Origin of the sequence: Kribbella sp. NPDC051620, from assembly GCF_044453825.1 — a bacterium.
Taxonomy (GTDB): Bacteria; Actinomycetota; Actinomycetes; order Propionibacteriales; family Kribbellaceae; genus Kribbella.
Map to the genome: position 1 here is coordinate 1,053,656 of NZ_JBITDB010000001.1, position 20,486 is coordinate 1,074,141.

General features: G+C 68.2%; 26 protein-coding genes. 13 read left to right on the plus strand and 13 right to left on the minus strand.

Translation table 11 applies throughout. From position 1 onward, the window contains the following. Positions 1-2: 2 nt before the first annotated feature. The gene (locus ACIA12_RS04550) at positions 3-563 is read right to left on the minus strand and encodes a CGNR zinc finger domain-containing protein (RefSeq protein WP_396365413.1); all 561 of its coding nucleotides are present in this window, start codon (positions 561-563) and stop codon (positions 3-5) included. A gap of 52 nt (positions 564-615) precedes the next feature. On the opposite strand from ACIA12_RS04550, the gene ACIA12_RS04555 reads away from it, so the two are divergent. The 4 genes from ACIA12_RS04555 to ACIA12_RS04570 all read left to right on the plus strand — a co-directional run bounded on the left by ACIA12_RS04555 (position 616) and on the right by ACIA12_RS04570 (position 3,133). Next, positions 616-1,968 (plus strand): MFS transporter, encoded by a 1,353-nt coding sequence (locus ACIA12_RS04555; RefSeq protein WP_396365414.1) that lies wholly within the window; start codon positions 616-618, stop codon positions 1,966-1,968. Positions 1,969-2,024: 56 nt separating this feature from the next. Next, positions 2,025-2,393, plus strand: a complete 369-nt coding sequence (locus ACIA12_RS04560; protein ID WP_396365415.1) for a hypothetical protein — start codon at positions 2,025-2,027, stop codon at positions 2,391-2,393. Positions 2,394-2,400: 7 nt separating this feature from the next. Next, on the plus strand, positions 2,401-2,820 hold the full coding sequence (locus ACIA12_RS04565; RefSeq protein WP_396365416.1) for a hypothetical protein: 420 nt from the start codon (positions 2,401-2,403) through the stop codon (positions 2,818-2,820). 118 nt (positions 2,821-2,938) lie between these two features. Continuing rightward, positions 2,939-3,133, plus strand: coding sequence for a hypothetical protein (locus ACIA12_RS04570; protein ID WP_396365417.1), 195 nt, complete (start codon positions 2,939-2,941; stop codon positions 3,131-3,133). Between the two features lie 33 nt (positions 3,134-3,166). Here ACIA12_RS04570 and ACIA12_RS04575 read toward each other — a convergent pair whose 3' ends face one another. After that, on the minus strand, positions 3,167-3,388 hold the full coding sequence (locus ACIA12_RS04575) for a DUF6343 family protein (RefSeq protein WP_396365418.1): 222 nt from the start codon (positions 3,386-3,388) through the stop codon (positions 3,167-3,169). Between the two features lie 3 nt (positions 3,389-3,391). After that, positions 3,392-4,165, minus strand: coding sequence for a GAF and ANTAR domain-containing protein (locus ACIA12_RS04580; RefSeq protein ID WP_396365419.1), 774 nt, complete (start codon positions 4,163-4,165; stop codon positions 3,392-3,394). A gap of 111 nt (positions 4,166-4,276) precedes the next feature. On the opposite strand from ACIA12_RS04580, the gene ACIA12_RS04585 reads away from it, so the two are divergent. Continuing rightward, a complete protein-coding gene (locus ACIA12_RS04585) occupies positions 4,277-5,290 on the plus strand; it encodes an SDR family oxidoreductase (RefSeq protein WP_396365420.1) in 1,014 nt (337 codons plus the stop codon). A gap of 13 nt (positions 5,291-5,303) precedes the next feature. Here ACIA12_RS04585 and ACIA12_RS04590 read toward each other — a convergent pair whose 3' ends face one another. Both ACIA12_RS04590 and ACIA12_RS04595 read right to left on the minus strand, forming a co-directional pair. Beyond that, positions 5,304-5,741 carry an SRPBCC family protein gene (locus tag ACIA12_RS04590; protein WP_396365421.1) on the minus strand — a complete coding sequence of 146 codons (438 nt, stop codon included), beginning with the start codon at positions 5,739-5,741 and terminating at the stop codon, positions 5,304-5,306. Positions 5,742-5,793: 52 nt separating this feature from the next. Then, positions 5,794-7,257 (minus strand): aminotransferase class I/II-fold pyridoxal phosphate-dependent enzyme, encoded by a 1,464-nt coding sequence (locus tag ACIA12_RS04595; protein ID WP_396365422.1) that lies wholly within the window; start codon positions 7,255-7,257, stop codon positions 5,794-5,796. A gap of 96 nt (positions 7,258-7,353) precedes the next feature. Between ACIA12_RS04595 and ACIA12_RS04600 the strand changes: the two genes are divergently transcribed. After that, positions 7,354-8,973, plus strand: coding sequence for an alpha-amylase family glycosyl hydrolase (locus ACIA12_RS04600; protein ID WP_396365423.1), 1,620 nt, complete (start codon positions 7,354-7,356; stop codon positions 8,971-8,973). Here ACIA12_RS04600 and ACIA12_RS04605 read toward each other — a convergent pair. Beyond that, the gene (locus ACIA12_RS04605) at positions 8,916-9,551 is read right to left on the minus strand and encodes a lysoplasmalogenase family protein (protein ID WP_396365424.1); all 636 of its coding nucleotides are present in this window, start codon (positions 9,549-9,551) and stop codon (positions 8,916-8,918) included. The genes ACIA12_RS04600 and ACIA12_RS04605 overlap by 58 nt on opposite strands. Before the next feature lie 78 nt (positions 9,552-9,629). On the opposite strand from ACIA12_RS04605, the gene ACIA12_RS04610 reads away from it, so the two are divergent. Continuing rightward, the gene (locus tag ACIA12_RS04610; RefSeq protein ID WP_396365425.1) at positions 9,630-10,007 is read left to right on the plus strand and encodes a DUF6766 family protein; all 378 of its coding nucleotides are present in this window, start codon (positions 9,630-9,632) and stop codon (positions 10,005-10,007) included. 9 nt (positions 10,008-10,016) lie between these two features. Here ACIA12_RS04610 and ACIA12_RS04615 read toward each other — a convergent pair whose 3' ends face one another. The 5 genes from ACIA12_RS04615 to ACIA12_RS04635 all read right to left on the minus strand — a co-directional run bounded on the left by ACIA12_RS04615 (position 10,017) and on the right by ACIA12_RS04635 (position 14,209). Next, positions 10,017-10,757: an ANTAR domain-containing protein gene (locus tag ACIA12_RS04615; RefSeq protein ID WP_396365426.1), complete on the minus strand. Its 741-nt coding sequence runs from the start codon at positions 10,755-10,757 to the stop codon at positions 10,017-10,019. Further along, on the minus strand, positions 10,754-11,449 hold the full coding sequence (locus ACIA12_RS04620) for a GAF and ANTAR domain-containing protein (protein ID WP_396365427.1): 696 nt from the start codon (positions 11,447-11,449) through the stop codon (positions 10,754-10,756). Before ACIA12_RS04620 ends, ACIA12_RS04615 begins: the two co-directional genes overlap by 4 nt. A 63-nt stretch (positions 11,450-11,512) precedes the next feature. Continuing rightward, positions 11,513-12,394 (minus strand): manganese catalase family protein, encoded by an 882-nt coding sequence (locus ACIA12_RS04625; protein ID WP_396365428.1) that lies wholly within the window; start codon positions 12,392-12,394, stop codon positions 11,513-11,515. A gap of 64 nt (positions 12,395-12,458) precedes the next feature. Further along, positions 12,459-13,109, minus strand: a complete 651-nt coding sequence (locus ACIA12_RS04630; protein ID WP_396365429.1) for a HemK2/MTQ2 family protein methyltransferase — start codon at positions 13,107-13,109, stop codon at positions 12,459-12,461. Then, on the minus strand, positions 13,106-14,209 hold the full coding sequence (locus ACIA12_RS04635) for a YbdK family carboxylate-amine ligase (protein WP_396365430.1): 1,104 nt from the start codon (positions 14,207-14,209) through the stop codon (positions 13,106-13,108). Before ACIA12_RS04635 ends, ACIA12_RS04630 begins: the two co-directional genes overlap by 4 nt. 232 nt (positions 14,210-14,441) lie before the next feature. Between ACIA12_RS04635 and ACIA12_RS04640 the strand changes: the two genes are divergently transcribed. From ACIA12_RS04640 to ACIA12_RS04665, 6 genes are read left to right on the plus strand one after another with little or no spacing between them, the layout of a single operon-like run. Further along, entirely contained in the window at positions 14,442-15,239 is a 798-nt protein-coding gene (locus ACIA12_RS04640; RefSeq protein ID WP_396365431.1) for a hypothetical protein, read from the plus strand. 1 nt (position 15,240) lies between these two features. Continuing rightward, positions 15,241-15,666 carry a phage holin family protein gene (locus tag ACIA12_RS04645; RefSeq protein WP_396365432.1) on the plus strand — a complete coding sequence of 142 codons (426 nt, stop codon included), beginning with the start codon at positions 15,241-15,243 and terminating at the stop codon, positions 15,664-15,666. Continuing rightward, positions 15,642-16,274 (plus strand): DUF3618 domain-containing protein, encoded by a 633-nt coding sequence (locus ACIA12_RS04650; RefSeq protein WP_396365433.1) that lies wholly within the window; start codon positions 15,642-15,644, stop codon positions 16,272-16,274. The genes ACIA12_RS04645 and ACIA12_RS04650 overlap by 25 nt, the downstream gene beginning before the upstream one ends. Beyond that, the gene (locus ACIA12_RS04655; protein WP_396365434.1) at positions 16,274-17,245 is read left to right on the plus strand and encodes a YihY/virulence factor BrkB family protein; all 972 of its coding nucleotides are present in this window, start codon (positions 16,274-16,276) and stop codon (positions 17,243-17,245) included. Before ACIA12_RS04650 ends, ACIA12_RS04655 begins: the two co-directional genes overlap by 1 nt. Before the next feature lie 3 nt (positions 17,246-17,248). After that, entirely contained in the window at positions 17,249-18,991 is a 1,743-nt protein-coding gene (ctaD, locus tag ACIA12_RS04660) for a cytochrome c oxidase subunit I (RefSeq protein WP_396365435.1), read from the plus strand. 2 nt (positions 18,992-18,993) lie between these two features. Then, the gene (locus ACIA12_RS04665; RefSeq protein ID WP_396365436.1) at positions 18,994-19,305 is read left to right on the plus strand and encodes a hypothetical protein; all 312 of its coding nucleotides are present in this window, start codon (positions 18,994-18,996) and stop codon (positions 19,303-19,305) included. 20 nt (positions 19,306-19,325) lie between these two features. On the opposite strand, the gene ACIA12_RS04670 is transcribed toward ACIA12_RS04665, so the two are convergent. Both ACIA12_RS04670 and ACIA12_RS04675 read right to left on the minus strand, forming a co-directional pair. Beyond that, on the minus strand, positions 19,326-19,784 hold the full coding sequence (locus ACIA12_RS04670) for a DUF4383 domain-containing protein (RefSeq protein WP_396365437.1): 459 nt from the start codon (positions 19,782-19,784) through the stop codon (positions 19,326-19,328). 141 nt (positions 19,785-19,925) lie between these two features. After that, positions 19,926-20,408 carry a CinA family protein gene (locus tag ACIA12_RS04675; RefSeq protein ID WP_396365438.1) on the minus strand — a complete coding sequence of 161 codons (483 nt, stop codon included), beginning with the start codon at positions 20,406-20,408 and terminating at the stop codon, positions 19,926-19,928. Between the last annotated feature and the right edge of the window lie 78 nt (positions 20,409-20,486).

A 20,486-nucleotide genomic window follows, 5' to 3' on the forward strand; every position in this document is an offset into this window, starting at 1 on the left:
GGTCAGTTGCTGCTGGTCGTGTGGTGGCGGGCAACTCGGGCGCGGTTGCCGCAGGGTGGTCCGCACCAGGCTTGGTTGGGGCGGCGCTGGAAGAAGAGCTGGCCGCAACTGGGGGCATCGCAGAATGCCAGGTCGGGCCGCGGTCCGGCGAGTACGTCGCGGACCTCGGCGGCGAGCTTCGCCAGCAGGAGCGTGAAGGGCGTCGGGGCGCCCACCGGCCGGGACTCCACCGATCCCATCGTCGCTCCGAGCAGCGTCACTTCGGGGTGGCTGAGAAGTGTTTCGTTGAGGGTCTGGACGTCGGTGGCCTGCCAGTCGCCGTGGCCGGCGCCGGCCCTCAGTAGGCGGAGTGCCGCGTCGCGGAGCGGCAGGAAGGCCTGGAGGTCGTCCCCGGTGACAGTCGGCGGGCGGGGCGCGGGCAGCGCTGCCGCGTCCAGCCAGGAGTCGAGGTCGGCGACCGAGTTGATCAGTTCGTACTCCGTCCAGCCGCGTCTGATCACCGTGTTGGCGAAGTCGAGCGATGGATGCCCTTCCAGCCAGGTCCAGGTCAGCTCGATCTGCATACCAACACGCTAACGCTTTTCGTATCGGAAAGCATTACCTTAACGTGGGTTGATGGACAACTCACGAGGCCGTCTGGTCGCTCTCTGTACGGTCCAGGTCGTCGATGTGATGGGCGTGACCGTCGTTGTCTCCGCCCTGCCGCGGATGCTGGCTGAGCTCGGTGGATCGGCAGGCCAAGCCGGCCTGCTGGTGCCGGTGTACGCGGTCGGCTTCAGCAGTCTGCTGCTCTTGTCGGCCAGGCTCGGCGATCGATTCGGGGCCCGACGGGTGTTGATCGCGGGGCTGGTTCTCTTCGCGATCGGTTCGGTGGTCGCCGCGGTCGCACCGATGATGACGATGTTGGTCACGGGGCGGGCGATCCAGGGAGCGGCGGCGGCCATGACGGTGCCGAACGCCCTGGTTCTGCTGACGCGGGCGGCCCGGACGCAGGGTGCTCGCGATCGAGCCCTTGGCGCGTGGAACGCGTGTGGTGGTCTGGCGGGCGCGGCAGGCCTGCTGGTGGGTGGGTTGACGACCTCGGCGGTGAGTTGGCGGGCGATCTTCTGGGGCAATCTGGTGATCGCCGCGGTGCTGATCGCGGTACTGCTGCGGCTGGTAGAACGGGATCGAGTGCTTCCGAAGACGGTGGCCCTCGATCTGCGATCGGTGGGGCTGCAGGTCGTAGCGGTCGGTGCGGTGGTTGCGGCCGCGAACACGGCTGCCCGCGCTTGGGTTGTCCCGGTGGTACTGGCTCTGGTCGGCGTAGTGGCGGTGGGTTGGTTGGTGGCTCGCGAACGTCGTACGGCCGCGCCTCTGGTACCGGCGAAGCTGTGGCGACGGCCGTTCGTGGCCGGGCTGATCGGGTCGTTCGGTGTCACGGCGACGACGAGCTCCTTCGTTGTCGTCGGCACGCTGTATCTGCAGGACGAGAAGGGATTCAGCCCGGCGGGCGCGGGGTTGCTGATCTTGCCGTTCAGCGTGTCCGTGGTGCTCGGTGCCGGCGTGGCCGGTCGGTCGATGCCGCACGTCGGGCCGCGCAGGATGCTGGTGTCGGGCCTGCTGCTGATCGGTGTCGGCGCGGCCGCGGTGGGTTTGTGGTCCACGACCGCCGCCTTGCTGGCCGGGCTTGCGTTGGCCGGACTGGGAAACGGTGTGGGCGCGGTGGCGGCGTACGGTCTCGGCACTGCCGTCCCGAGCGAGCAGCAGGGGAGCGCAGCCGGCCTGCTCAACACGGCGGCTCAGCTCGGTACGGCGATCATGGTCGCGATCACGGTCGCCGTGGCCGGCCGCGGCGACCGTCTCGACTACCTGTCCGGCTGGTTGACGGTCGTTGTCACGGCGGCGGTCGTTGCTGTCCCGGTCGTCGCTGTCACCGCCGGTCGTACGCGCAGGTTTGACTCCCGGTCCCAGGTGGGTACCGGGTGAGCCACTCGTCAGGCAGCGCGCGAGCCGCTTTGTGCTGTTCGACCAGGGGTGAAGCCATGATGGTGATGGATGCGTATGACAGAGCCGACGCGCAGGGTAATCCGGTGCGGTGGGAATGCGATGCGGACGTCGTGCGGATCGTCGTCGGGGGCGTCCTGACCGATGCCACCGTCTCGACCGCGCGGGAGATGATCGTGAATGCCTGCGAGCGCCGCGCGAAGGGCATAGTTCTGACCATCGAGGCCGAGCTCGACCCAAGGAATCCCACCGTGCTCGGCCGCCTGATGGACACCGCTCAGCGCCGCTGCTGGGCAGCAAGCCGCCGCCTCGAGGTCACGGCCACCGACCCCAACGTCTGTGAATCCCTCGCAGCCATGGGCATCTGGCCTACGACCCCCGAGGAATTGCCCGCCCAACACACGTGAAAGCGAGATGAGTCCACAACCCGTCCCCGCTCAGAGCGACTTCACCGCCCGGCCTTCGTACCGCGGCCAGCTGACCCTTGCGCTGATCACCCTCGCGGTCTTCCTCGCCGCCTTGATCGTGGCGGCCGTCGCCGGTGTGTGGCCGGCGGTCGCGTTGATGGCGCCTTTCGTCGCGGGCTGGATCGCCCGCGTGCGGATGGTTGTCCACTTCAACCGCATGGGCGGTTACACAGCCGGTCCGCCGGTGGACGCGCGCACGCGGTACCGGCCTGTACTACGCACGCTGGCGACCGCCTGGGCCCTGGTCAGCCTGTACTTCGTGGTCACCCAATTCTGGTGGGGCCTGCTGACCTCCGTTCCGCTGGCGGCCTTCTCGGTCCTGCTCCTGCGAGCCGTGGCCCCACATCAGCAGCGAGCAGGTTCGTGACTCGGTTGTGCGGAAATCGGGACTGGTGTGGGTTGGCTGTCCCGTGGCAATCTGAAATCGGCGGTCTGTTGAGCAGCCAGCAGCCGAATCGGTGGTTTGGTTTGGCGGGAGAACGATGATGGCTGTGGGCGGAGTCGACACGTACTACGACTACGACGAGAAGCAGTGGAAGAGCCGAAGACTCGGCGGCGGCCCGATCCGTCGTGATCCGGTCTGCCCGACGCCCGAGAGCGCGTCCCGCGAGGATGCGCCAGAGGCACAGCAGCACCGGCCGAGCCGACCCAAGCCGGCCAACCAGCGCACGAACGCCTGATTCGCCTGGCTGCCGGGCCGGATCGCGGTGGGGTCAGCCGGGCTCGCCGCGGGCTTTTCGGGTGATGACGATGACGAGGTCGGCCGCGGCGACGACGGCCAGCAGGACGGCGACGACGATCAGGGCCGGCGGCACTCCTGAATACGCGAAGATCAGCGCGGCGCCGGCGCACACGATCAGCCCGAACGCCGCGAGGACGAGGCGCAGGGTCAGGGCGCTGCGCGGGGGCGGTGAGGTGCCGCTGAGATTCGTCACGGCTCAGGGTGCGTGGTCACCGGCCGGTTGGTGGTCGGGAAGGCGGCGGGTTTCGACGAGGGTTTTGGCGACGTCGCGGAGTTTCAGGTTGTGGTCCTGGGAGTAGCGTTTCAGCAGCTCGAAGGCACGGTCGGCGTCGAGGTCGAAGCGTTCCATCAGGATGCCCATCGCCTGGCCGACCAGTTTCCGGGCGTCGATGGCCTGGAGCATTGTGGCGTCGTGCCGCGCGTTCGCGATGGCGACGGCCGCGTGCCGGGCCAGGATGTGCGCGATGGCCTGGTCGTCGGTGCTGAAGGCGTCGGGCTCGGCGCTGTACAGCCCCAGCACGCCGACAGGTCCTTCAGCCGTCTTCAGCGGTACGTCGAAGACGCTCCGGACGCCGAGTTCGCGCACGTGGGCCGCCCACTCCGGCCACCGGCCGTCCAGGGCGGTGTCGGTGACAAGTACCGGGGCACGCTCGGTCATGCACACGGTCATCGGTCCGTTGCCGTGGACCAACTGTTCACGGTAGATCCCGGCCACGACCGGATCGGTGACGGCGGGGATCTCGGGTTTGCGGCCCCGGCCGGCGATGGCCACCCCCGCGTGGGAGCAGCCGAGCGCTTGGAGCGCGAAGGCGACCACCGCGTCGATGGTCTGCTCGATGCCGTGCGAGTCGTAGAGCTCCACGGCGAGCCCCGCGAACACGGTGGCAGCCGACACCTCCTCAGGTGTCAGGCCGAGCGGCGGATCAGCGTGCTTCTCGCCTGGGGCACCCGAGTCCTCAGGATGATCCATGCCTCCCATGATGCACCCGAAGCGGTTCGAAGTCAGCCACGATCCAGGCGCGGATGAAGCGTGGGCGTGGTGGGAACCGGGACCACCTGACAGGTCAGCGAAGGAGTGACGGTGAACGAGCGAGTGAAGACGGTTGTGGTGACGGGCGCGAGTGGCGGGATCGGTCGGGCGACCGCTGAAGCATTCGCGGCGCGAGGAGCCAAGGTGGCGCTGCTGGCGCGCGGCGAAGCCGGTCTGAAGGGTGCGGCCGAGGAGATCGAGGCAGCAGGCGGTACGGCGTTGCCCATCCCGGTCGACGTCGCCGACTACGACCAGGTGGAGGCCGCGGCTGCCCGCGTCGAGGAGGAGCTGGGCGAGATCGACGTCTGGGTCAATGTCGCCTTCACGTCGGTCTTCGCGCCGTTCACGCAGATCGAGCCGAAGGAGTTCAAGCGGGCGACCGAGGTCAGCTACCTCGGCTATGTCTACGGCACCCGGGCCGCGCTGGACCGGATGAAACCACGCGACCGCGGCACGATCGTCCAGGTCGGATCGGCCTTGGCCTATCGAGGGATCCCGCTGCAGTCGGCGTACTGCGGCGCGAAGCACGCCATCCAGGGCTTCCACGACTCGTTGCGGTGCGAACTGCTGCACGACAAGTCGCAGGTGAAGGTGACGATGGTTCAGATGCCGGCAGTGAACACCCCTCAGTTCTCCTGGGTGCTGTCCAGGCTGCCCAGACATCCGCAGCCGGTACCGCCGATCTACCAGCCCGAAGTGGCAGCGGCCGCGATCCTGTACGCCGCCGACCACCCGCGCCGCCGCGAGTACTGGGTGGGTGCGCCGACCGTGGGGACGTTGATCGCGAACAAGTTCGCACCCGGGCTGCTGGACCACTATCTGGCCCGGACCGGCTATCGCTCCCAGCAGACCGACCAGCCGCAGAAGCCCGGCCAGCCGGCCAATCTGTGGGAACCGGCCGACAGTGAGGACGACTTCGGAGGCCACGGTGTCTTCGATGCCAGGTCGACGAACCGCAGCTACCAACTCTGGGCCTCCCAGCACCGGGGACCGCTCGCCCTGCTCGCCACCGGCGCAGGCCTTGCCGCAGCCTCGGCCTCAGCCTGGAGGAGAGCGCGCCGCTAGAGAGCGCGCGCCGCTAGAGGCGGCGGCCCTCGGCGATGAGCGCCAGACGCTCGAGAGTCTCTGTATTACGTGCATGCAGGATCGGGTCGACCAGAGCCTTCGGGAGCAAGGCGGCCGGGCCCTTCGCGGGGTGTTCGCGCATCACGAGCTGACACCGGCCGTCCAGGTCCGTCGCCTCGAACTCGACGATCCCCTCGCCGGTCGGCCAGGCGCGCACCCTCAACTGCAGATAGCGCAGCGGCTGGTGCTGCTCGATCGTGGTGGTGTCGTCGATGAGCAGCGGCCAGGCGCCGACGGAGTGATGGATGCTGTGCCCGGGCTGTGGCCAGCCGGGCTCGACATCGCGGATCCGGGAAGCACCCACCACCCACGACGCGTAGCTCCAGCCGTCGGTGAGGATGGCGAAGACGTCCTCGACAGACGCGTTGATCAGACGTTCGTTCTCACTCATGCCCAACTTTGTACCCAGGCCCGAATCGTTCTGCGCCTTCAGAGCCGGGGGGCTACTTCTCGCTGACCCGGATGGTCTTGAACTTGGGATCGGCGGCGTCCGGCAGCACCATGGTCGCCGCGACACCCGATCGCAGGTAGTCGATGACTCCGGCGGAGATGCGCTCGCCGGGCACGATGGCCGGGATCCCCGGCGGGTACGGCGTGATCTGCTCCACGGCGATCCGGCCGGCCGCCTCCTCGACCGGGATGGTTTCGTGGCTAGCGAAGAAGGCTTCGCGAGGCTGCATCGCCTGTTCGAGTTCGAGATCTGCCGGCCTCGGCAGGACCACCGAAGACGGCGCCGGGAACGGGGTGCGGGTGAGTTCGGCCAAGGCCGAGACGAGGTGGTCGGCGTCTTCGGGGTCGTCGGCGAAGGTCAACTGGGCAAGGATCCGGCGGTGGTCGGACAGCCCGACGTTGATCGCCTTCTGCTCCCGGAGCCAGTCGGCGGCCTGGTAGCCGGAGATGCCGGCGTCGAGCACGTCGATCATGATCTGCAGGCGATCCAGGTCGTGCGACGCCTCGTCGGCGATCAGCTTGTCCTCGAAGACCCGCAGGCCGGGCAGTCCGTCGATGTCGGCCCGGGTCGATCGGGCCAGCTTGAGCGCTGCTCCGAGCAGTTCGTTGCCGTGCAACACCATTTGGCGTCGCCAGCCGTCCATCGCGGCGTACAGCAGGACGTTCGGGCTGGTGGTCGACAGGAGATCCTCGCTCTCCTGCAGCCTCACTGGGTCGACGAGGTCGCCTTGCAGGTGGAAGACGGAACCCTGCTCGAAACCCGCACCGGCCTTGTGGATCGAGACCACGCAGACATCCGCGCCGGCATCCATCGCCCACGTGGGCAGGTCGTCGTGGAAGGGCAGGTGCGCTCCCCAGGCCTCGTCCACGATCAGTGGCTTGCCTCGCCGGTGGCAGATCTGGGCGATCGAGCTCAGATCACTGCAGGTCCCGTACGGCGACGGGCTGGTGACCAGCGCTCCGACCGCCTCTGGGTTCTCCTCGAAGGCCCGCTCGAAGGCCTCCGGGTGGGGCGGATGTGCCAGGTGCAGGTCGGTATCCCACTCAGGCCGGACCCAGACCGGATGGATCCCGGCCAGTACGAGTCCTGAGATGACCGACTTGTGCGCGTCACGGCCGATCAGCAGCTTCTCGCCGGGGGCGGCGACGGCCATCATCGCGCTCTTCACCGACAGCGAGCTCCCGCAGGTCGAGAAGAAGGCGTGCTCGGCGCCGACCGCGTCGGCCATCAGTTCCTGAGCGCGCGACAGTACCTTCCCGCGCTGCTTGCGATCGTCCAGAGCGCCTGACGCCAGTACGTCGGAGCGGAACACGTCGGTCCCGAGCACCTGCCGCACCAGCTTGTCGGCGCCCTTTCCCTGCTTGTGCCCAGGTGGCGAGAAGTTGCGGTAACCGCGCCGGTGGTACTCCTGCAGCGCTTCGAGCACGGGCGCGGACGACTGGTCGAGTTCGCTCATGCCGGGCCGGTACCCAAGGCAACGACCTTCACGCTTCGTAGCCGAGCTTGGCGGAGTTGTTGCTGGGTACTGACCGATACTGGAGGTGGTTGTGGCGTGGGTGATCTTCTGCGACTCGACGGACGAGTGATCTACCAGCTGGATCCTGCCCTGTTCTTCGACGCCGACGGTGACGGTGTGGGCGACCTGGGCGGCGTACTCAGGCGGCTGGACCACATCCGGGCGCTCGGTGCCGACACCATCTGGCTTCAGCCGTTCTACGTCTCGCCGTATCGTGACGGCGGCTACGACATCGTCGATCACCTGGACGTGTCGCAACGTTTCGGCTCGCTGGCGGATTTCGAGGAACTGGTCGAGCGCTGCCACGAGGTAGGCCTCCGGGTGATCGTCGAGCTGGTCGTGCAGCACACGTCGGTGGATCATCCGTGGTTCCGGGCGGCTCGCGAGGACCCCGATTCGCCGTACCGCGACTACTACGTCTGGGCGTCCGAGCCGCGCGACGATCCAGCGGTCAGCGAGCCGGTGTTTCCCGGTGTCGAGGATTCGATCTGGGCGTACGACGAGCGGGCTGGGATGTACTACCGCCATGCGTTCTACCGGCACGAGCCGGATCTCGACGTCGGGCACCCGGAGGTGCGCAAGGAGATTGCCCGGATCGTCCGGCACTGGCTCGACCGTGGTGTCAACGGATTCCGGGTCGATGCCGTGCCCTACATGGTCCGGCAGGCCGCGCAGACCGACGATCGGGATCAGGGCTACTGGTTCCTTACCGAACTGGCCGCGGCCGCGGACGGTGCGCCGTTGATGGGTGAGGTCGACGAGCCGCCGGACGCCTACAAGCACTATTTCGGCGGTGGCGACCGGCTGAACGCCGTACTGGACTTCTGGGTGAACAACCTGACGTTTCTCGCCCTGGCGCGGGGTGACGCCGAGCCGCTGCGGCGCGCGTTGCATGACCAACCGCAGCCGCCGGAGGGCTGTACCTACGTCAACTGGTTGCGCAACCACGACGAACTCGACCTCGAGCGGCTCGCCCCGGACGAGCGCGAGGAGGTGTTCCAGGCCTTCGCGCCGGCCGAGGAGATGCGGGCGTACGGGCGTGGTATCCGACGCCGGGTCGCACCGATGCTCGGCGACGTACGCCGGACCGCGATGGCGCACGCGATCCTTCAGTCGCTGCCGGGCGTGCCCGTCGTCCGGTACGGCGAGGAGATCGGGATGGGCGAAGACCTCTCCCTCCCGGAGAGGACCGCGGTCCGTACTCCGATGCAGTGGACCGCCGGCGAGAACGCCGGCTTCAGCAAGGCGTCGGTGGTGGATCCCGCGCCGCTCGAGAACGGCCCGTACGGCGCAGCGCTGGTCAACGTCGCGGATCAGGAATCGGACGAAGAATCGTTGCTGCGCAGGGTATCGCAACTCGTCCACTGCCGGCTCGAACTCGGTGCACTGCCGATGAGCAGTTGCGAGGTCGTCGAGTTCGAAGAGGCCTCGGTCTTCGGCGTCCTGCATCACCGCGGCGACGACACCGTACTGATGCTGGCGAACCTCGCCGCCGACGCGGTCGAGCTACACCTGCCGTACCAAGTGCACGCGGACCTGCTCGCCGACGCGCGCTACGAGCCACCCGCAACGGACAACCTCCACCTGAACGGCTACGGCTACCGCTGGCTGAGCGTTCGCGCTGAAGCTCCGCCGGTGAGACCGACGGCGATCTGATACTGGCCGGCGCCATAGGCGGTCTTCAGCAGCAAGGTCCGCAGTGGGAAGTCGTAGCCCGCGAGCTTCGCGCAGATCATCGTGTCGGAGGCGAGGAAGAGCGCGCCGCCGACTCCGGCGCGGCCTCCGTACCATAACGACGTCACGGCCGTTGCCATCAGCATTGTCGCGTAGGCGGCCACGGGCGCCCGGTACAGACCCAGCCCGGGCCAGAAGGCCACCATGACCGACAGCCCGAGCAGGCAGTACACCGTCGGTACGATCCAGGAGCGGCGACGCGTACCGCGGGAGAAGACGGCGATGTAGCAGGCATGCGCGACGGCGAACGCGGCCATGGCCGGTACCAGCCAGTCGAGCTCCATCAGCAGATCACCGACCGCGGAGGCGAGAATCGCCGCGATGAGCAAGGGCGAACCCTGCTGCTCCCGGACCCAGGAGGCCAGTGAAGGCATCAGCGTCACCTTGGACAGCAAGCGGATGGCTTTCAAGTCGAAGGCGACCGCCACCAGATGGATCGCGGCAATGGCCCAGTAGCTGTACAGCTGCCGACGGGCCCTGAGCAACGAAGTCACTGTCATGGCTCGCTGTACCCCTGCCGCTGACCCTGTATTCACGTCTCCTACATGTGAACGGTGGAAGGTGGGTACCGGCCGGGCATGAACCCAAGTGATGAGTTGGCGCCGGATCCCCGGCCGAATCACCAGCGGGAGAGTCATGCACGCCGCTGGGGTGCTGTTTATGTGTTGGCTGTGCTGTTCGTCGGGTCGTGGCTGGGCCAGTTCTTCACCCAGCTGAGCGAGTTCCGCAGTGATCAGCAGGAGCATGGCCAGGCGTTCCAGTGGGCCGACTACCTGACCAACTTCTTCGCCAGCACCTTCGAGAACTGGCAGAGCGAGTGGCTTCAACTCGTCTTCCAGGCGATCCTGCTGCTCGGCGCCAAGCATCTGATCTTCCGCGTCGACGCGGAGGACATGGAACGGCTCGAGGCGAAGGTCGACAAACTGACCGAGCAACTCGACCGCGAGCGGGCCTGAGCGGCCGGCTCAGGAGTTGCGTGGCCGGGTGGCCTGTGGGTCGGCCAGCCCGTCGACGATGCCGGCGGCAACCTCCGACAGCGGCCGGCCGGCGGTCCGGGCCAGTGCCAGCAGGCGTTCGAAGGCGGCGTCCACGCTGAGGTCGTCGGTGTAGGCGACCACGCCTTTCGCCTGTTCGATCACGTTCCGGTCGGCCAGCGCGCTCCGCAGCCCCTCGGCGAGGTCGGCCGGCCCGCTCGTACCGGTCTGGGCGATGACCACCGTGGCGAGGTCGGAGAACGTCTGGGCGACCGGCTCGATGCCCTCGGCAACTTCGTCGCCGGCGAAGAACAGGTTCACCGCGCCGAACGTCTGGCCGTGCCAGGCCATCGGGTGCGCGTACACGCTGCGAAAGCCGCGGGCGTGGAAACGGTCCGCCAGCTCGGGCCAGCGATCGGCGAAGGCCTTGCTGCCCGCGGACACCGATTGTCCGCCGGCGAGGGTGTCGGCTGCGGGGCCCTGGTCGATCTGAGCCTGGTACAGCTCGATGTCCTCGGCCCGGTGGCTCGTGGCGGCGAGGAACTCCATCCGCCGGTCGCCGGGACGTAGTACGACGATCCCGCTGCCGTCTGCTCGCAGGCACCGCTGGCAACCGGCGAGGAGACCGGTCACCGATCCGAGGACGTCGTGCTCGGCGACCAGCGCGGCGGCGGCAGCCGCGAGCTCGCGGACCGCGCTCTGCGACATGGCGGCGTCGAGCCGGCTGTTCATGAGTCCTCCCGGAAGTCGAGTTCACGATCCACTACCTGGCGGGCGGTCTCGGCCAGGGTGAGGTTGTACGCGTACGCGTGGGCGCGCAGGATCGCCAGCCCGTCGTCCGGTGGCAACCGCAGTTGGGCGGCCACCATGCCGCAGGCTTGGTGCACCTGCGCACGGGATGCCCACGGGCTGTCGGTGCCGAAGCCCTCGGCGGCGGTCGGATCACCCAGCAGCGCGGCGCCGACGGCGTTGGCGACAAACTGGGCGGTGTCGATCGGCTCCGGCAGTTCCCGGCCGTTGCTCAGGTAGACGCTGATGACTCCGAAGATCTTGCCGCCCGGGCGCATCGGGAACGAGTACATCGTCAGATCGCCGACCGCTTGCCACGCCGACCGGGCGAACTCCGGCCAGCGCCCACCCGGCCTGTCGTTCAGGGCCAGGACGAAGTGGGTGCTGTGCCGGAACGCGTCCAGGCAGGGTCCTTCGCCGGTGACGTCCTGCAGGTCCTCCAGCGTCGCCATCACCCCATCCGTGGTCGAAAGGGTGGTCCGGTTCGAGCTGATGTTCTCGACCGTGATCGCCGCGCCGTCGGCTCCGAGGATCGACCGGCCGGCCGCGCACAGCCGGCCGGCCAGGTCGGTATGGGTCTCATCGGCGGCGGCGAGAGTCGCGAGCCGGACGAAGAGTTGCAACCGATCTGTCATCAGCCAGCTCCTCCGCTACCGTCAGCGACCACAACCGGCCGGTACCCGTGGGAAAACGGGCGGTCACTCCTTCTTGAGCTTGCCCTGCGCGGAACCCGCCAGCTTCTCGACGGTGTTCGGAAGGTCTGTCGTGCCGTAGAAGCGGGCGTCGGGACGGGTCGGCGGCGGCATCGGTACGGAGGTCGTCGGGCCGTCGTGGTAGGTGAACTCGCCATGCCCGTCGGGCGTCGGTCCCTTGGCCCAGGTGCCTTCGGAGGCGGCCTGGCCGTCGCTGAAGTTCAGGTACTGGTACGAGACGTCCGTGTGCTCCTTGCCCTGGGGGAAGTTGCTGGGCACGGGCATCGACTCCGCGCCTTCCTCCATCAGCTCGGCGGCGGCCGCGAGCCACATGTTCTGGTGCATGGTGTCGCGCGCCAGCAGGAACGAGAGCAGATCGCGTACCCCGTGGTCGTCGGTCATGTGATAGAGCCGGGCGACCTGGACGCGGCCCTGCATCTCGGCGTTGGCGTTGGCCTGGAAGTCGGCGAGCAGGTTGCCGCTGGCGGTGATGTACGAGCCCTGCCAGGGATTTCCCATGCTGTCGACCGCACGAGCGCCGGCACCGGCGACGATGGCTTGCTGGATGTCGGTGCCGCCGATCACGGCCGCGACGGTCGGGTCGTCCTGGACGGCGTCGTCGGTGATTCCCAACGGCGCCTTCTCGAGTAGTTGGGCGATCATCGTGGCCAGCATCTCGACGTGCCCGACCTCTTCGGCGCCGACGCCGAAGACCAGATCGCGGTACTTGCCGGGGGTGTGCATGTTCCAGCCCTGGAACATGTACTGCATGGCAACGGTGATCTCGCCGTACTGGCCGCCGAGCACCTCCTGCAGCTTGCGGGCGTAGACGGCGTCCGCGCGATCCGGCGTCGACTTGAACTGCAGTTCCTGACGGTGGAAGAACATCCGGCCTCCTAGGACGGTGATTGCTGAAGGACGGCGGTTCCCTCCACGGCCCCGCACTAACGCGTCAATTCGGTATCGGCGCGACTGCCCGGACGAGGACCACGTCCTCTTCGTCGATGTCGGCCGGAATCGTGCCGGCGACCTGCTGGTCTCGCATCAGTGGACCGAGCGGACCCCGGACGGACTGGCGCACCTCGACGTCGACCAGTCCGGCCCGTCGCAGTCGCTCCAAGGTCTTGTCGGTGCCGATCAGGGAGGAGTGCACGAGAAGCAGCACTCCGCCGGGCCGTAGATGCGCGGGGGCCTGATCGCACAGGGCGTCGAGAATGATCCGGCCGTCGTGGCCGGCCTCCCAGGCCCGACTCGCGCCATACCGCGGTACGTCGGGACGCGGCGACGGCACATAAGGCGGGTTGCTCACGATCAGGTCGAACCGTTGGCCGCCGAGCGCCGCGAACGTGCGGCCTCGCAAGGTACGGACAGTGAGGCCGTGCCGATAAGCGTTCAGCCGGACCGTGAGCAGTGCCCGGCGGGAGACGTCGACAGCAGTCGTGTCCGCACCACAAGAGGCCGCGGTGAGGGCGAGTACGCCGCTGCCGGTGCAGACGTCGAGCACCTGTGAGCCCGGGCCGATGGACTCTTGGCGGATGGCGTCGGCCAGCATCCACGAGTCCGAGATGGGTGCGAAAACGCCGGGCAGGATCAGCAGATTCATGCGGTGAACACCTCCGTCAGCCAAGGGACCACGCGTTCGGCGCCGAGTACGCGGAGGTGCTCCACCGGCGGGTTCCGGACGAGCGCCCGGGCGCTGTCCAGGCCGCCTGGTGCGTGCGGCTCGGCGTCGTCGATGAGTTCGTGGAGGCAGCGGCTGGTCGGCCGGGCCTCGCCGGTTCGCAGATCGAGGAGTTCGCCGCGGACACCGTCGCGGAGGGCGGACCAGCGGTTCTCAGCGATCCGCCAGCTCGGTGCGGGTGGCTCGAGTTCGCCGAGTTGATACAGCTCGGCGAGCCGGGCGCCGAGTGCGTGCACCAGCCGGGTGATCGCGCCGGTACGGGCGACTGTCGCTTGTACGTCGAGGACTCGGAGTTCCAGCGTGCCGTACCGCAGGTGGGGCCGGAGTTCCCACCACCACTCGGAGGGGTCGGCCATCGAGCTTCCGCGGGCAGCCCAGGTGAGTTCCTGCGCGTGCTGCTCCCACGAGGTGATGATCGGAGGGACGCCTTGGCGGGGGAGCTGGGTGGCGATCACCGGGCGTACGGAGCACAGGCCGGTGTCTTGTCCAGCAGCGAAGGGAGAAGCGGCGGCCAGTGCGGCCAGCTCGGGAAGGAGATTCCGCAAGCTGTTGTAGACGGCCAAGGTGCAGTCCGCGTCGCCGAAGGCCAGGTGTACTTGCAGAGACGACACCAGTTGCCGGCTGATGACCTCGCGGTACCGGGCACCCAACTCCCTTGCCCGGTTCGACTGTGAGAGCAGCGAGGGGCCATCGACCAGGGGATGAACGGGGGTGGCGATCGGGGCGACGTCGGAGGTACACGCCGCCGCGATGAGTGCTCGGCAGGCACCCAACTCCTCGATCGCACTGGCCGGCTGCTTGTGGGCGGAGGTCGCGATCTCGAGCTGGCAGGCCATCAGCTCAGGTTTCACCCGCGGATCGCCGACCTTGGTCACCACGTCGCCGGCCGCGACCGGTCGCCAGTTTTCCCGGCTGACCAGCAGGAGCTCCTCCTCCAGACCAACCGTTCCAGCCGCAGTGCTGGAGAACAACGAGCGCAGATTCCTGCCGTCGAGGGGCGTACCGGCCAACGGTTTGGTCATCTTCGTCCCCGTGCTGCTTGCATTCCGAGGCTCTTGGCCGAACCTGGCCCTGCGGTACCCCGCCCGTGCCGGATTCACTCGCGATTGCCGTGTTTCGCCGTGGGCACAGGCGTTTCGTATCCGGTGGTGGTACGGAAGTGTGCCGCCCGGCCCGACGTTCGCCGCGGCCTTCTGCCCGGCGGACCCAGCCGAATCTTTCGCAGTACAGATCAAATCCCTGGAGGAGTCAGTCATGACGCCTACGACGAATCAGCAGCTGGCGGGCGGCAGTCCGCCCGCGGACAGCGTCACCGACGCGGCCCGCGCCGAAGCCGGGCAACTGAAGGAGACCTCGGCCGACGCTGTCCGTGAGGTGGCGCAGTCGGTCAAGGAGAAGACGTCCGACGTGGCGTCGGACGCCCGCGAACAGACCCGCAGGCTGGTGGGTCAGACGCGCGACGAACTGGCCGGCCAGGCCGGTCAGCAGAAGGACCGTGCTGCCGACAGTCTGCGGGCAGTCGGCGATGAATTGCGGGGGATGGCAGAGCATGGGCAGTCCGGGCTGGGGGCTCAGCTGGCCAGGCAGGGCGCCGGGTTCGCGAACCAGGCGGCCGATTTCCTGCAGCAGCACGAACCGGGTGAGTTGCTCGACGAGGTACGTCGCTACGCGCGGCGCAAGCCGGGCACCTTCCTGCTGATGGCCGCCGCGGCAGGCATGGTGGCCGGCCGGATGACCCGGGCGTTGTCGGCCGGCGAACCGGAGGCATCATCACGCGGTGGGTACGGAGCTCAAGGGCACCCGGACACCGGCAACGGTTACTCCACACCGCCGTCGGCGCCGATGAGCGCGCCGCCGGTCGGCCAGACGACGCCTCCGCCGCCGGTACCGCCGACGTCGACAGGGGTACCTCCGACGACCACCGCCGGACCTCCGATGACGAGCCAGATGCCGCCGACGAGCCCGGTACCGCCGACGCCGACTCCGGTCGCGCCGGATCCGGATCCGGGTGCGCCGGTGACGCCGAGGTTCGGTCCCGGGTCGGTGCAGTGACATGACGGTCAGCGGATCATCACCCAACGGCGGCGCGAGGCCGGCCTCGGTGGACGAGTCGGTCGGCGAGCTGGTCTCCCAGCTGACCACCGACCTCGGCGATCTGACCCGTAAGGAGCTGGCCCTGGCCAAGGCCGAGCTACAGGCCGAGGCGAAGAAGGCAGGCAAGGGTGCGGGCATGCTCGGCGGCGCGGCGGTGGCCGGCTGGATGGTCGCGCTCTTCGTCTCCTTCACGATCATGTGGGCCCTGGACGAGGCGATGGATCTCATCTGGGCGGCGCTCATCGTCGCCGCGCTCTGGGCGGTCGTCGCCGCGGTGCTGGCGACGCGCGGGCGCAGGGAACTGCAGGAGGTCAGCCCGAAACCCGACCAGACGGTCGAATCACTCAAGGAGGATGCGCAATGGCTGAAACCACGGAAGAGCTGAGACGCGACATCGAGCAGACCCGGCACCGGGTGGGCCGCGACGTCGATGCCCTGACCGAGAAGGTCACCCCCAGCCGCATTGTCGGCCGGCGGGTCGAACGGGCCCGTGGCGGAGTACACCGGCTGAAGGACCACGTGATGGGGACCGTGGACTCGGTCACCGGAACGGTCGGCGACACCGCTGGTTCGGCCGCTTCGTCGGTGCAGGACGCCGGCAGCAAGGTCGGCGAAGTGGTCGGCTCTGCGCCGCAGATGGCTCGTTCGCGCACCCGCGGTACGCCGCTGGCCGCGGGCCTGGTCGCTTTCGCCGCGGGCTGGATCGTGTCTGCCGCGATGCCTGCTTCGACGAAGGAACGTGAGCTCGCCCAGGAGGCGAAGGACAAGGTTGCCGAAGCCGCCGGGCCGGTGAAGGAGCAGGCCGCGCAGGTCGCCCAGGAGATCAAGGACGATCTGCGGGAGCCGGTGCAGGAGGCGGTCCAGAGCGTCAAGGAGACGGCGTCGCAGGCGGCCACCGACGTGGCCGACGACGGGCGTTCCGCCGCGCGGCAGGTCGCCGACGATGCGAAGGACTCGGCCGGCAACGTCCGCCAGGCCGGCTCCTCGAGCTGATGAGTTCACGGCAGCGCGCAGTACCGGGGATGGATGCCGACCGGCCGGCCGAGATTCCGGCGACCGGCTGGTGGCAGGTCGTCCGGCGGGCCTGGGCGGAGGCCAAGGCCGACCAGGTTCCGTTGCTGGCGGCCGGGGTCGCGTTCTTCGGCTTCCTCTCGCTGTTCCCGGCTGTCGTGGCTGCCGTGCTGGCCTACGGGCTGGTTGCGGATCCGGCGCAGATCCGCAACCAGGCCGAGGAGCTGACCGCGGCGATGCCCGCGTCCGGGCGTGATCTGCTGCTCCAGCAGCTCGATGCCCTCACCTCGGCGCCGCGGCAGGGGCTGGGCATCGGCCTGGCGATCGCTGTGGTCGCCGCGCTGTGGAGCGCTTCGGGCGGTGTCGGCTACCTGCTCACGGCGGTGAACCTCGCCTACGACGAGGACGAGTCCCGCGGGTTCGTACGCCGCAAGCTGCTGGCGCTGGGGATGACCGTCGGAGCGATCATCTTCGTCCTGCTCGCGATCGCCCTGTTCGCGGCGGGGGCGGCGATCGGGGAGGACGTCGCGACGCCGTTGCGGGTCCTGCTGGAGGTCGTACGGCTGTTGCTGGCGATCGTGCTGATCACGGTCGCGTTGGCAGTCGTCTACCGATTGGGGCCGGACCGCGATGCGCCGCGTCTTCGCTGGGTCTCCGTCGGTGCGGCCGTTGCCACGGTGATCTGGCTGGTCGCGTCGATCGGCTTCTCCTTCTACGTCGCCACCTTCGGCAACTACGCCAAGACGTACGGCAGTCTGGCGGCCGTGGTGGTGCTGATGCTGTGGCTCTGGCTGACCGCGTACGCCATCCTGCTCGGCGCCGAGATCAACGCGGAGTCCGAGCAGCAGACGGTCCGCGACACCACCAAGGGCGAACCCCGCCCCCTCGGCGAACGCAACGCGGTCAAGGCCGACTCGATCCCTCCCGGGCCGAGTGGGGGAGGAGGACGGTGACGCATGGTTGAGGTGGTTCAACGGCGGTCCTCGGTGGCCGGCGAGCGGGTGGCACGGAGGCCCTTGGGGCAGGTGGTTGTCCGCATCATCACCACGACCGATCACAAGCTGATCGGGCAGCTGTACCTGATCACGTCGTTCGCGTTCTTCCTGATCGGTGGCGTGATGGCGCTGCTGATCCGGGCCGAGTTGGCCAAGCCGGGTCTGCAGATCGTCAACGAAGAGGTCTACAACCAGCTCTTCACCATGCACGGCACGATCATGCTGCTGCTGTTCGCGACCCCGCTGTTCGTGGGTTTCGCGAACGTGATCATGCCGGTCCAGATCGGTGCCCCTGACGTCGCGTTCCCGCGGCTGAACATGTTCAGCTATTGGCTGTTCCTCTTCGGTGGCCTGATCACCCTCGGCGGTTTTCTGACCCCGGGCGGCGCGGCCGACTTCGGCTGGACCGCCTACGCGCCGCTCTCCGGTCCGGAGAGGTCACCCGGGGTCGGTGGTGACCTGTGGATCATGGGTCTGTGGATGGCCGGTCTCGGTACCATCCTGGGTGCGGTGAACTTCGTGACGACGATCATCACGATGCGGGCGCCGGGTATGACGATGTTCCGGATGCCGATCTTCACCTGGAACATCCTGGTCACGTCGATCCTGGTGCTGATCGCGTTCCCGATCCTGGCCGGCGCGCTGCTGATGCTGGAGGCGGATCGGGCCTTGGGGGCTCACGTCTTCGACGCCGCCAATGGCGGGCCATTGCTGTGGCAGCACTTGTTCTGGTTCTTCGGGCATCCCGAGGTGTACATCATCGCGCTGCCGTTCTTCGGCATCATCACCGAGATCCTCCCGGTCTTCAGCCGCAAACCGGTCTTCGGGTACGTCGGCCTCGTCGCCGCCACCATCACCATCGCCTTGTACTCCGTGGTCGTCTGGGCCCACCACATGTTCGTCACCGGCGCCGTCAGCCTGCCGTTCTTCTCGCTGTCCACCTTCATCATCGCGGTGCCGACCGGGGTGAAGTTCTTCAACTGGATCGGCACGATGTGGGGCGGGTCGGTGTCGTTCGACACCCCGATGCTGTGGTCGGTCGGCTTCCTCACCACCTTCTTGTTCGGCGGCCTGACCGGCGTCATCCTCGCCTCGCCGGCCTTGGACTACCAGCTCAACGACTCGTACTTCGTGGTGGCGCACTTCCACTACGTCGTGTTCGGGACGGTGGTGTTCGCGATGTTCGCGGGCTTCTACTTCTGGTGGCCGAAGATGACCGGGCGGATGCTGGACGAGAAGCTGGGCAAGCTGCACTTCTGGCTGCTGTTCATCGGTTTCCACACGACCTTCCTGGTGCAGCACTGGCTGGGTGTCGAGGGCATGCCGCGGCGGTACGCGTCGTACGGGGCGAACGAGGGCTTCACCACCCTGCATCAGGTTTCGTCGGTGGGCGCGATGCTGCTGGGAGTCTCGACCCTGCCGTTCCTCTACAACGTCTACAAGTCCCGCAAGTCGCCGCTGGTCCGCATCGACGACCCGTGGGGCTGGGGCCGTTCAATGGAGTGGGCGACGAGTTCGCCGCCGCCGCGGCACAACTTCGTCAGCCTGCCGCGGATCCGGTCCGAGAGCCCGGCCTTCGACCTGCACCATCCCGACGTCGCGAAACAGGAGTACGCCGACAGCGGCGCGCCAAGCGACAACCTGCTCGATGCCGGCGAGGACCAGGGCCGGCGGGAGCATCTCGAGAAGAACGAAGAAGGTTGATCATGTCCGTCATCAGGTTGGTCCTCGCCGTGCTGGCCCTGGCCGTGGGTGGGATCGTCGTGCAGGACCTGGCCGCCCCACAGCCGGGCGTCGCCACGACCATCACTCTGGTGGCAGACAGTCCGAGCCCGACGCTGGGGTCGACGCCGCAGCCAGGTGTCAACCCGCCGGGCGACAACGACGGTGACCCCGCGGACTGGTCACAGGTGTGGCTGGCAGTCGTCGCACCGCTGACCATCGCCGTGCTGGTCGGCGGCTCGATCGTCGTCTACCTGATCCGCCGGAACCGCCGCCGCGCCACTACCCGGCACTGACGACGGCTCCGGCGGCTCGGTCAGCGAGCGCGGGTGGCCGGAGCGGCCGGGCGCCGGCTGAGGAGGACACCGAGCAGGATCATCGCTGCGCCCAGGAAGAGGTGCAGCCAGTTGTCGGCGGTGTTCATCGGTACGAAGTTGGCCGAGCTGGTCCGGTCGATCACCAGTCCGTAGATCCACAGGACGAGGTACACGATCCCGCCGCCGATCAGGAAGTTCCGCGCTCCGGACGCGGACCGGGCCAGGACCAGGCCGGCGACGCCGAAGAGCAGATGGACGATGTTGTGCAGGATCGAGACCTGGAACAGGCCGAGGAGCTTGGCCTCGGAGTGGTGGCCCCCGAACATCATCGTGTCGTAGTCGGTGGTGATCCCCGGGATGAACCCCAGTACTCCGACGGCCAGAAAAGCCACCGCCACTGTCAGGGCCGCCTTCTGAAGGGTGGTCGTGGTCGTACCTCGCGATGCAGCGTCAACCATGGTGACGTCGTCCTTTCACTGCCGGCCGGTGACCGGGTCACCGGCGACGATGCCGGGCGGCATCGGTCCGGCCCGCGGTTCCCACGGCCGGAGCATCGATTCATCCGTCCGCGCATCGTTGTCGCAGTGATACCGGGACTGCTAACCGGCCTTCAGGGCGGTCAGCAGCAGCTGGAGGGCGGCGATCGTCGTCAGCTCGATCACCTCGGACGGGTCGCCGTCGAAGTGGTGCTCCTCGACGTTCCCGGACGCGCCGCCGGTGACCGCGAGGTAGACGGTGCCGGCCGGATGTCCCTCGTCGGGCTCCGGACCGCCTACTCCGGTCGCCGAGACGGCGAAGTCGGCGACCAGTAGCCGGGCGACCCCACCGGCCATCTGGGCGGCGCAGCGAGCTGTCACGACGGGACCGGGCTCGACGTCGAGGACCTTGAACTTGACCTCTGGGGAGTACGCGATCACGCCGCCGGCGAACCAGGAGCCGGCTTCCGGCGCCGCGCCGAGCCGGCCGGCGATCGCTCCGCTGGTGAGCGACTCCGCCACCGCGATCTTGGCGCCACCGGCCTGGGCCAGGGCTCCAACTTGTTCTGCGAGACTGCGAGCATCATCGGAATGGTTACGTCCCATGCCGTCTCCGTACCCCGCGTCAATCCTGGGGCTGGTTGCCTACCGCCCGCAATTCCGGCCGGCAAGGTGGCCCGTCCG

Coding starts and splice junctions, on each gene's coding strand:
- ACIA12_RS04550 (WP_396365413.1), bottom strand. CDS start 563: ATGCAGATCGAGCTGACCTGGACCTGGCTGGAAGGGCATCCATCGCTC.
- ACIA12_RS04555 (WP_396365414.1), top strand. CDS start 616: ATGGACAACTCACGAGGCCGTCTGGTCGCTCTCTGTACGGTCCAGGTC.
- ACIA12_RS04560 (WP_396365415.1), top strand. CDS start 2,025: ATGATGGTGATGGATGCGTATGACAGAGCCGACGCGCAGGGTAATCCG.
- ACIA12_RS04565 (WP_396365416.1), top strand. CDS start 2,401: ATGAGTCCACAACCCGTCCCCGCTCAGAGCGACTTCACCGCCCGGCCT.
- ACIA12_RS04570 (WP_396365417.1), top strand. CDS start 2,939: ATGGCTGTGGGCGGAGTCGACACGTACTACGACTACGACGAGAAGCAG.
- ACIA12_RS04580 (WP_396365419.1), bottom strand. CDS start 4,165: ATGGATCATCCTGAGGACTCGGGTGCCCCAGGCGAGAAGCACGCTGAT.
- ACIA12_RS04590 (WP_396365421.1), bottom strand. CDS start 5,741: ATGAGTGAGAACGAACGTCTGATCAACGCGTCTGTCGAGGACGTCTTC.
- ACIA12_RS04595 (WP_396365422.1), bottom strand. CDS start 7,257: ATGAGCGAACTCGACCAGTCGTCCGCGCCCGTGCTCGAAGCGCTGCAG.
- ACIA12_RS04605 (WP_396365424.1), bottom strand. CDS start 9,551: ATGACAGTGACTTCGTTGCTCAGGGCCCGTCGGCAGCTGTACAGCTAC.
- ACIA12_RS04610 (WP_396365425.1), top strand. CDS start 9,630: ATGAACCCAAGTGATGAGTTGGCGCCGGATCCCCGGCCGAATCACCAG.
- ACIA12_RS04615 (WP_396365426.1), bottom strand. CDS start 10,757: ATGAACAGCCGGCTCGACGCCGCCATGTCGCAGAGCGCGGTCCGCGAG.
- ACIA12_RS04620 (WP_396365427.1), bottom strand. CDS start 11,449: ATGACAGATCGGTTGCAACTCTTCGTCCGGCTCGCGACTCTCGCCGCC.
- ACIA12_RS04625 (WP_396365428.1), bottom strand. CDS start 12,394: ATGTTCTTCCACCGTCAGGAACTGCAGTTCAAGTCGACGCCGGATCGC.
- ACIA12_RS04630 (WP_396365429.1), bottom strand. CDS start 13,109: ATGAATCTGCTGATCCTGCCCGGCGTTTTCGCACCCATCTCGGACTCG.
- ACIA12_RS04635 (WP_396365430.1), bottom strand. CDS start 14,209: ATGACCAAACCGTTGGCCGGTACGCCCCTCGACGGCAGGAATCTGCGC.
- ACIA12_RS04640 (WP_396365431.1), top strand. CDS start 14,442: ATGACGCCTACGACGAATCAGCAGCTGGCGGGCGGCAGTCCGCCCGCG.
- ACIA12_RS04645 (WP_396365432.1), top strand. CDS start 15,241: ATGACGGTCAGCGGATCATCACCCAACGGCGGCGCGAGGCCGGCCTCG.
- ACIA12_RS04650 (WP_396365433.1), top strand. CDS start 15,642: ATGGCTGAAACCACGGAAGAGCTGAGACGCGACATCGAGCAGACCCGG.
- ACIA12_RS04655 (WP_396365434.1), top strand. CDS start 16,274: ATGAGTTCACGGCAGCGCGCAGTACCGGGGATGGATGCCGACCGGCCG.
- ctaD (WP_396365435.1), top strand. CDS start 17,249: ATGGTTGAGGTGGTTCAACGGCGGTCCTCGGTGGCCGGCGAGCGGGTG.
- ACIA12_RS04665 (WP_396365436.1), top strand. CDS start 18,994: ATGTCCGTCATCAGGTTGGTCCTCGCCGTGCTGGCCCTGGCCGTGGGT.
- ACIA12_RS04670 (WP_396365437.1), bottom strand. CDS start 19,784: ATGGTTGACGCTGCATCGCGAGGTACGACCACGACCACCCTTCAGAAG.
- ACIA12_RS04675 (WP_396365438.1), bottom strand. CDS start 20,408: ATGGGACGTAACCATTCCGATGATGCTCGCAGTCTCGCAGAACAAGTT.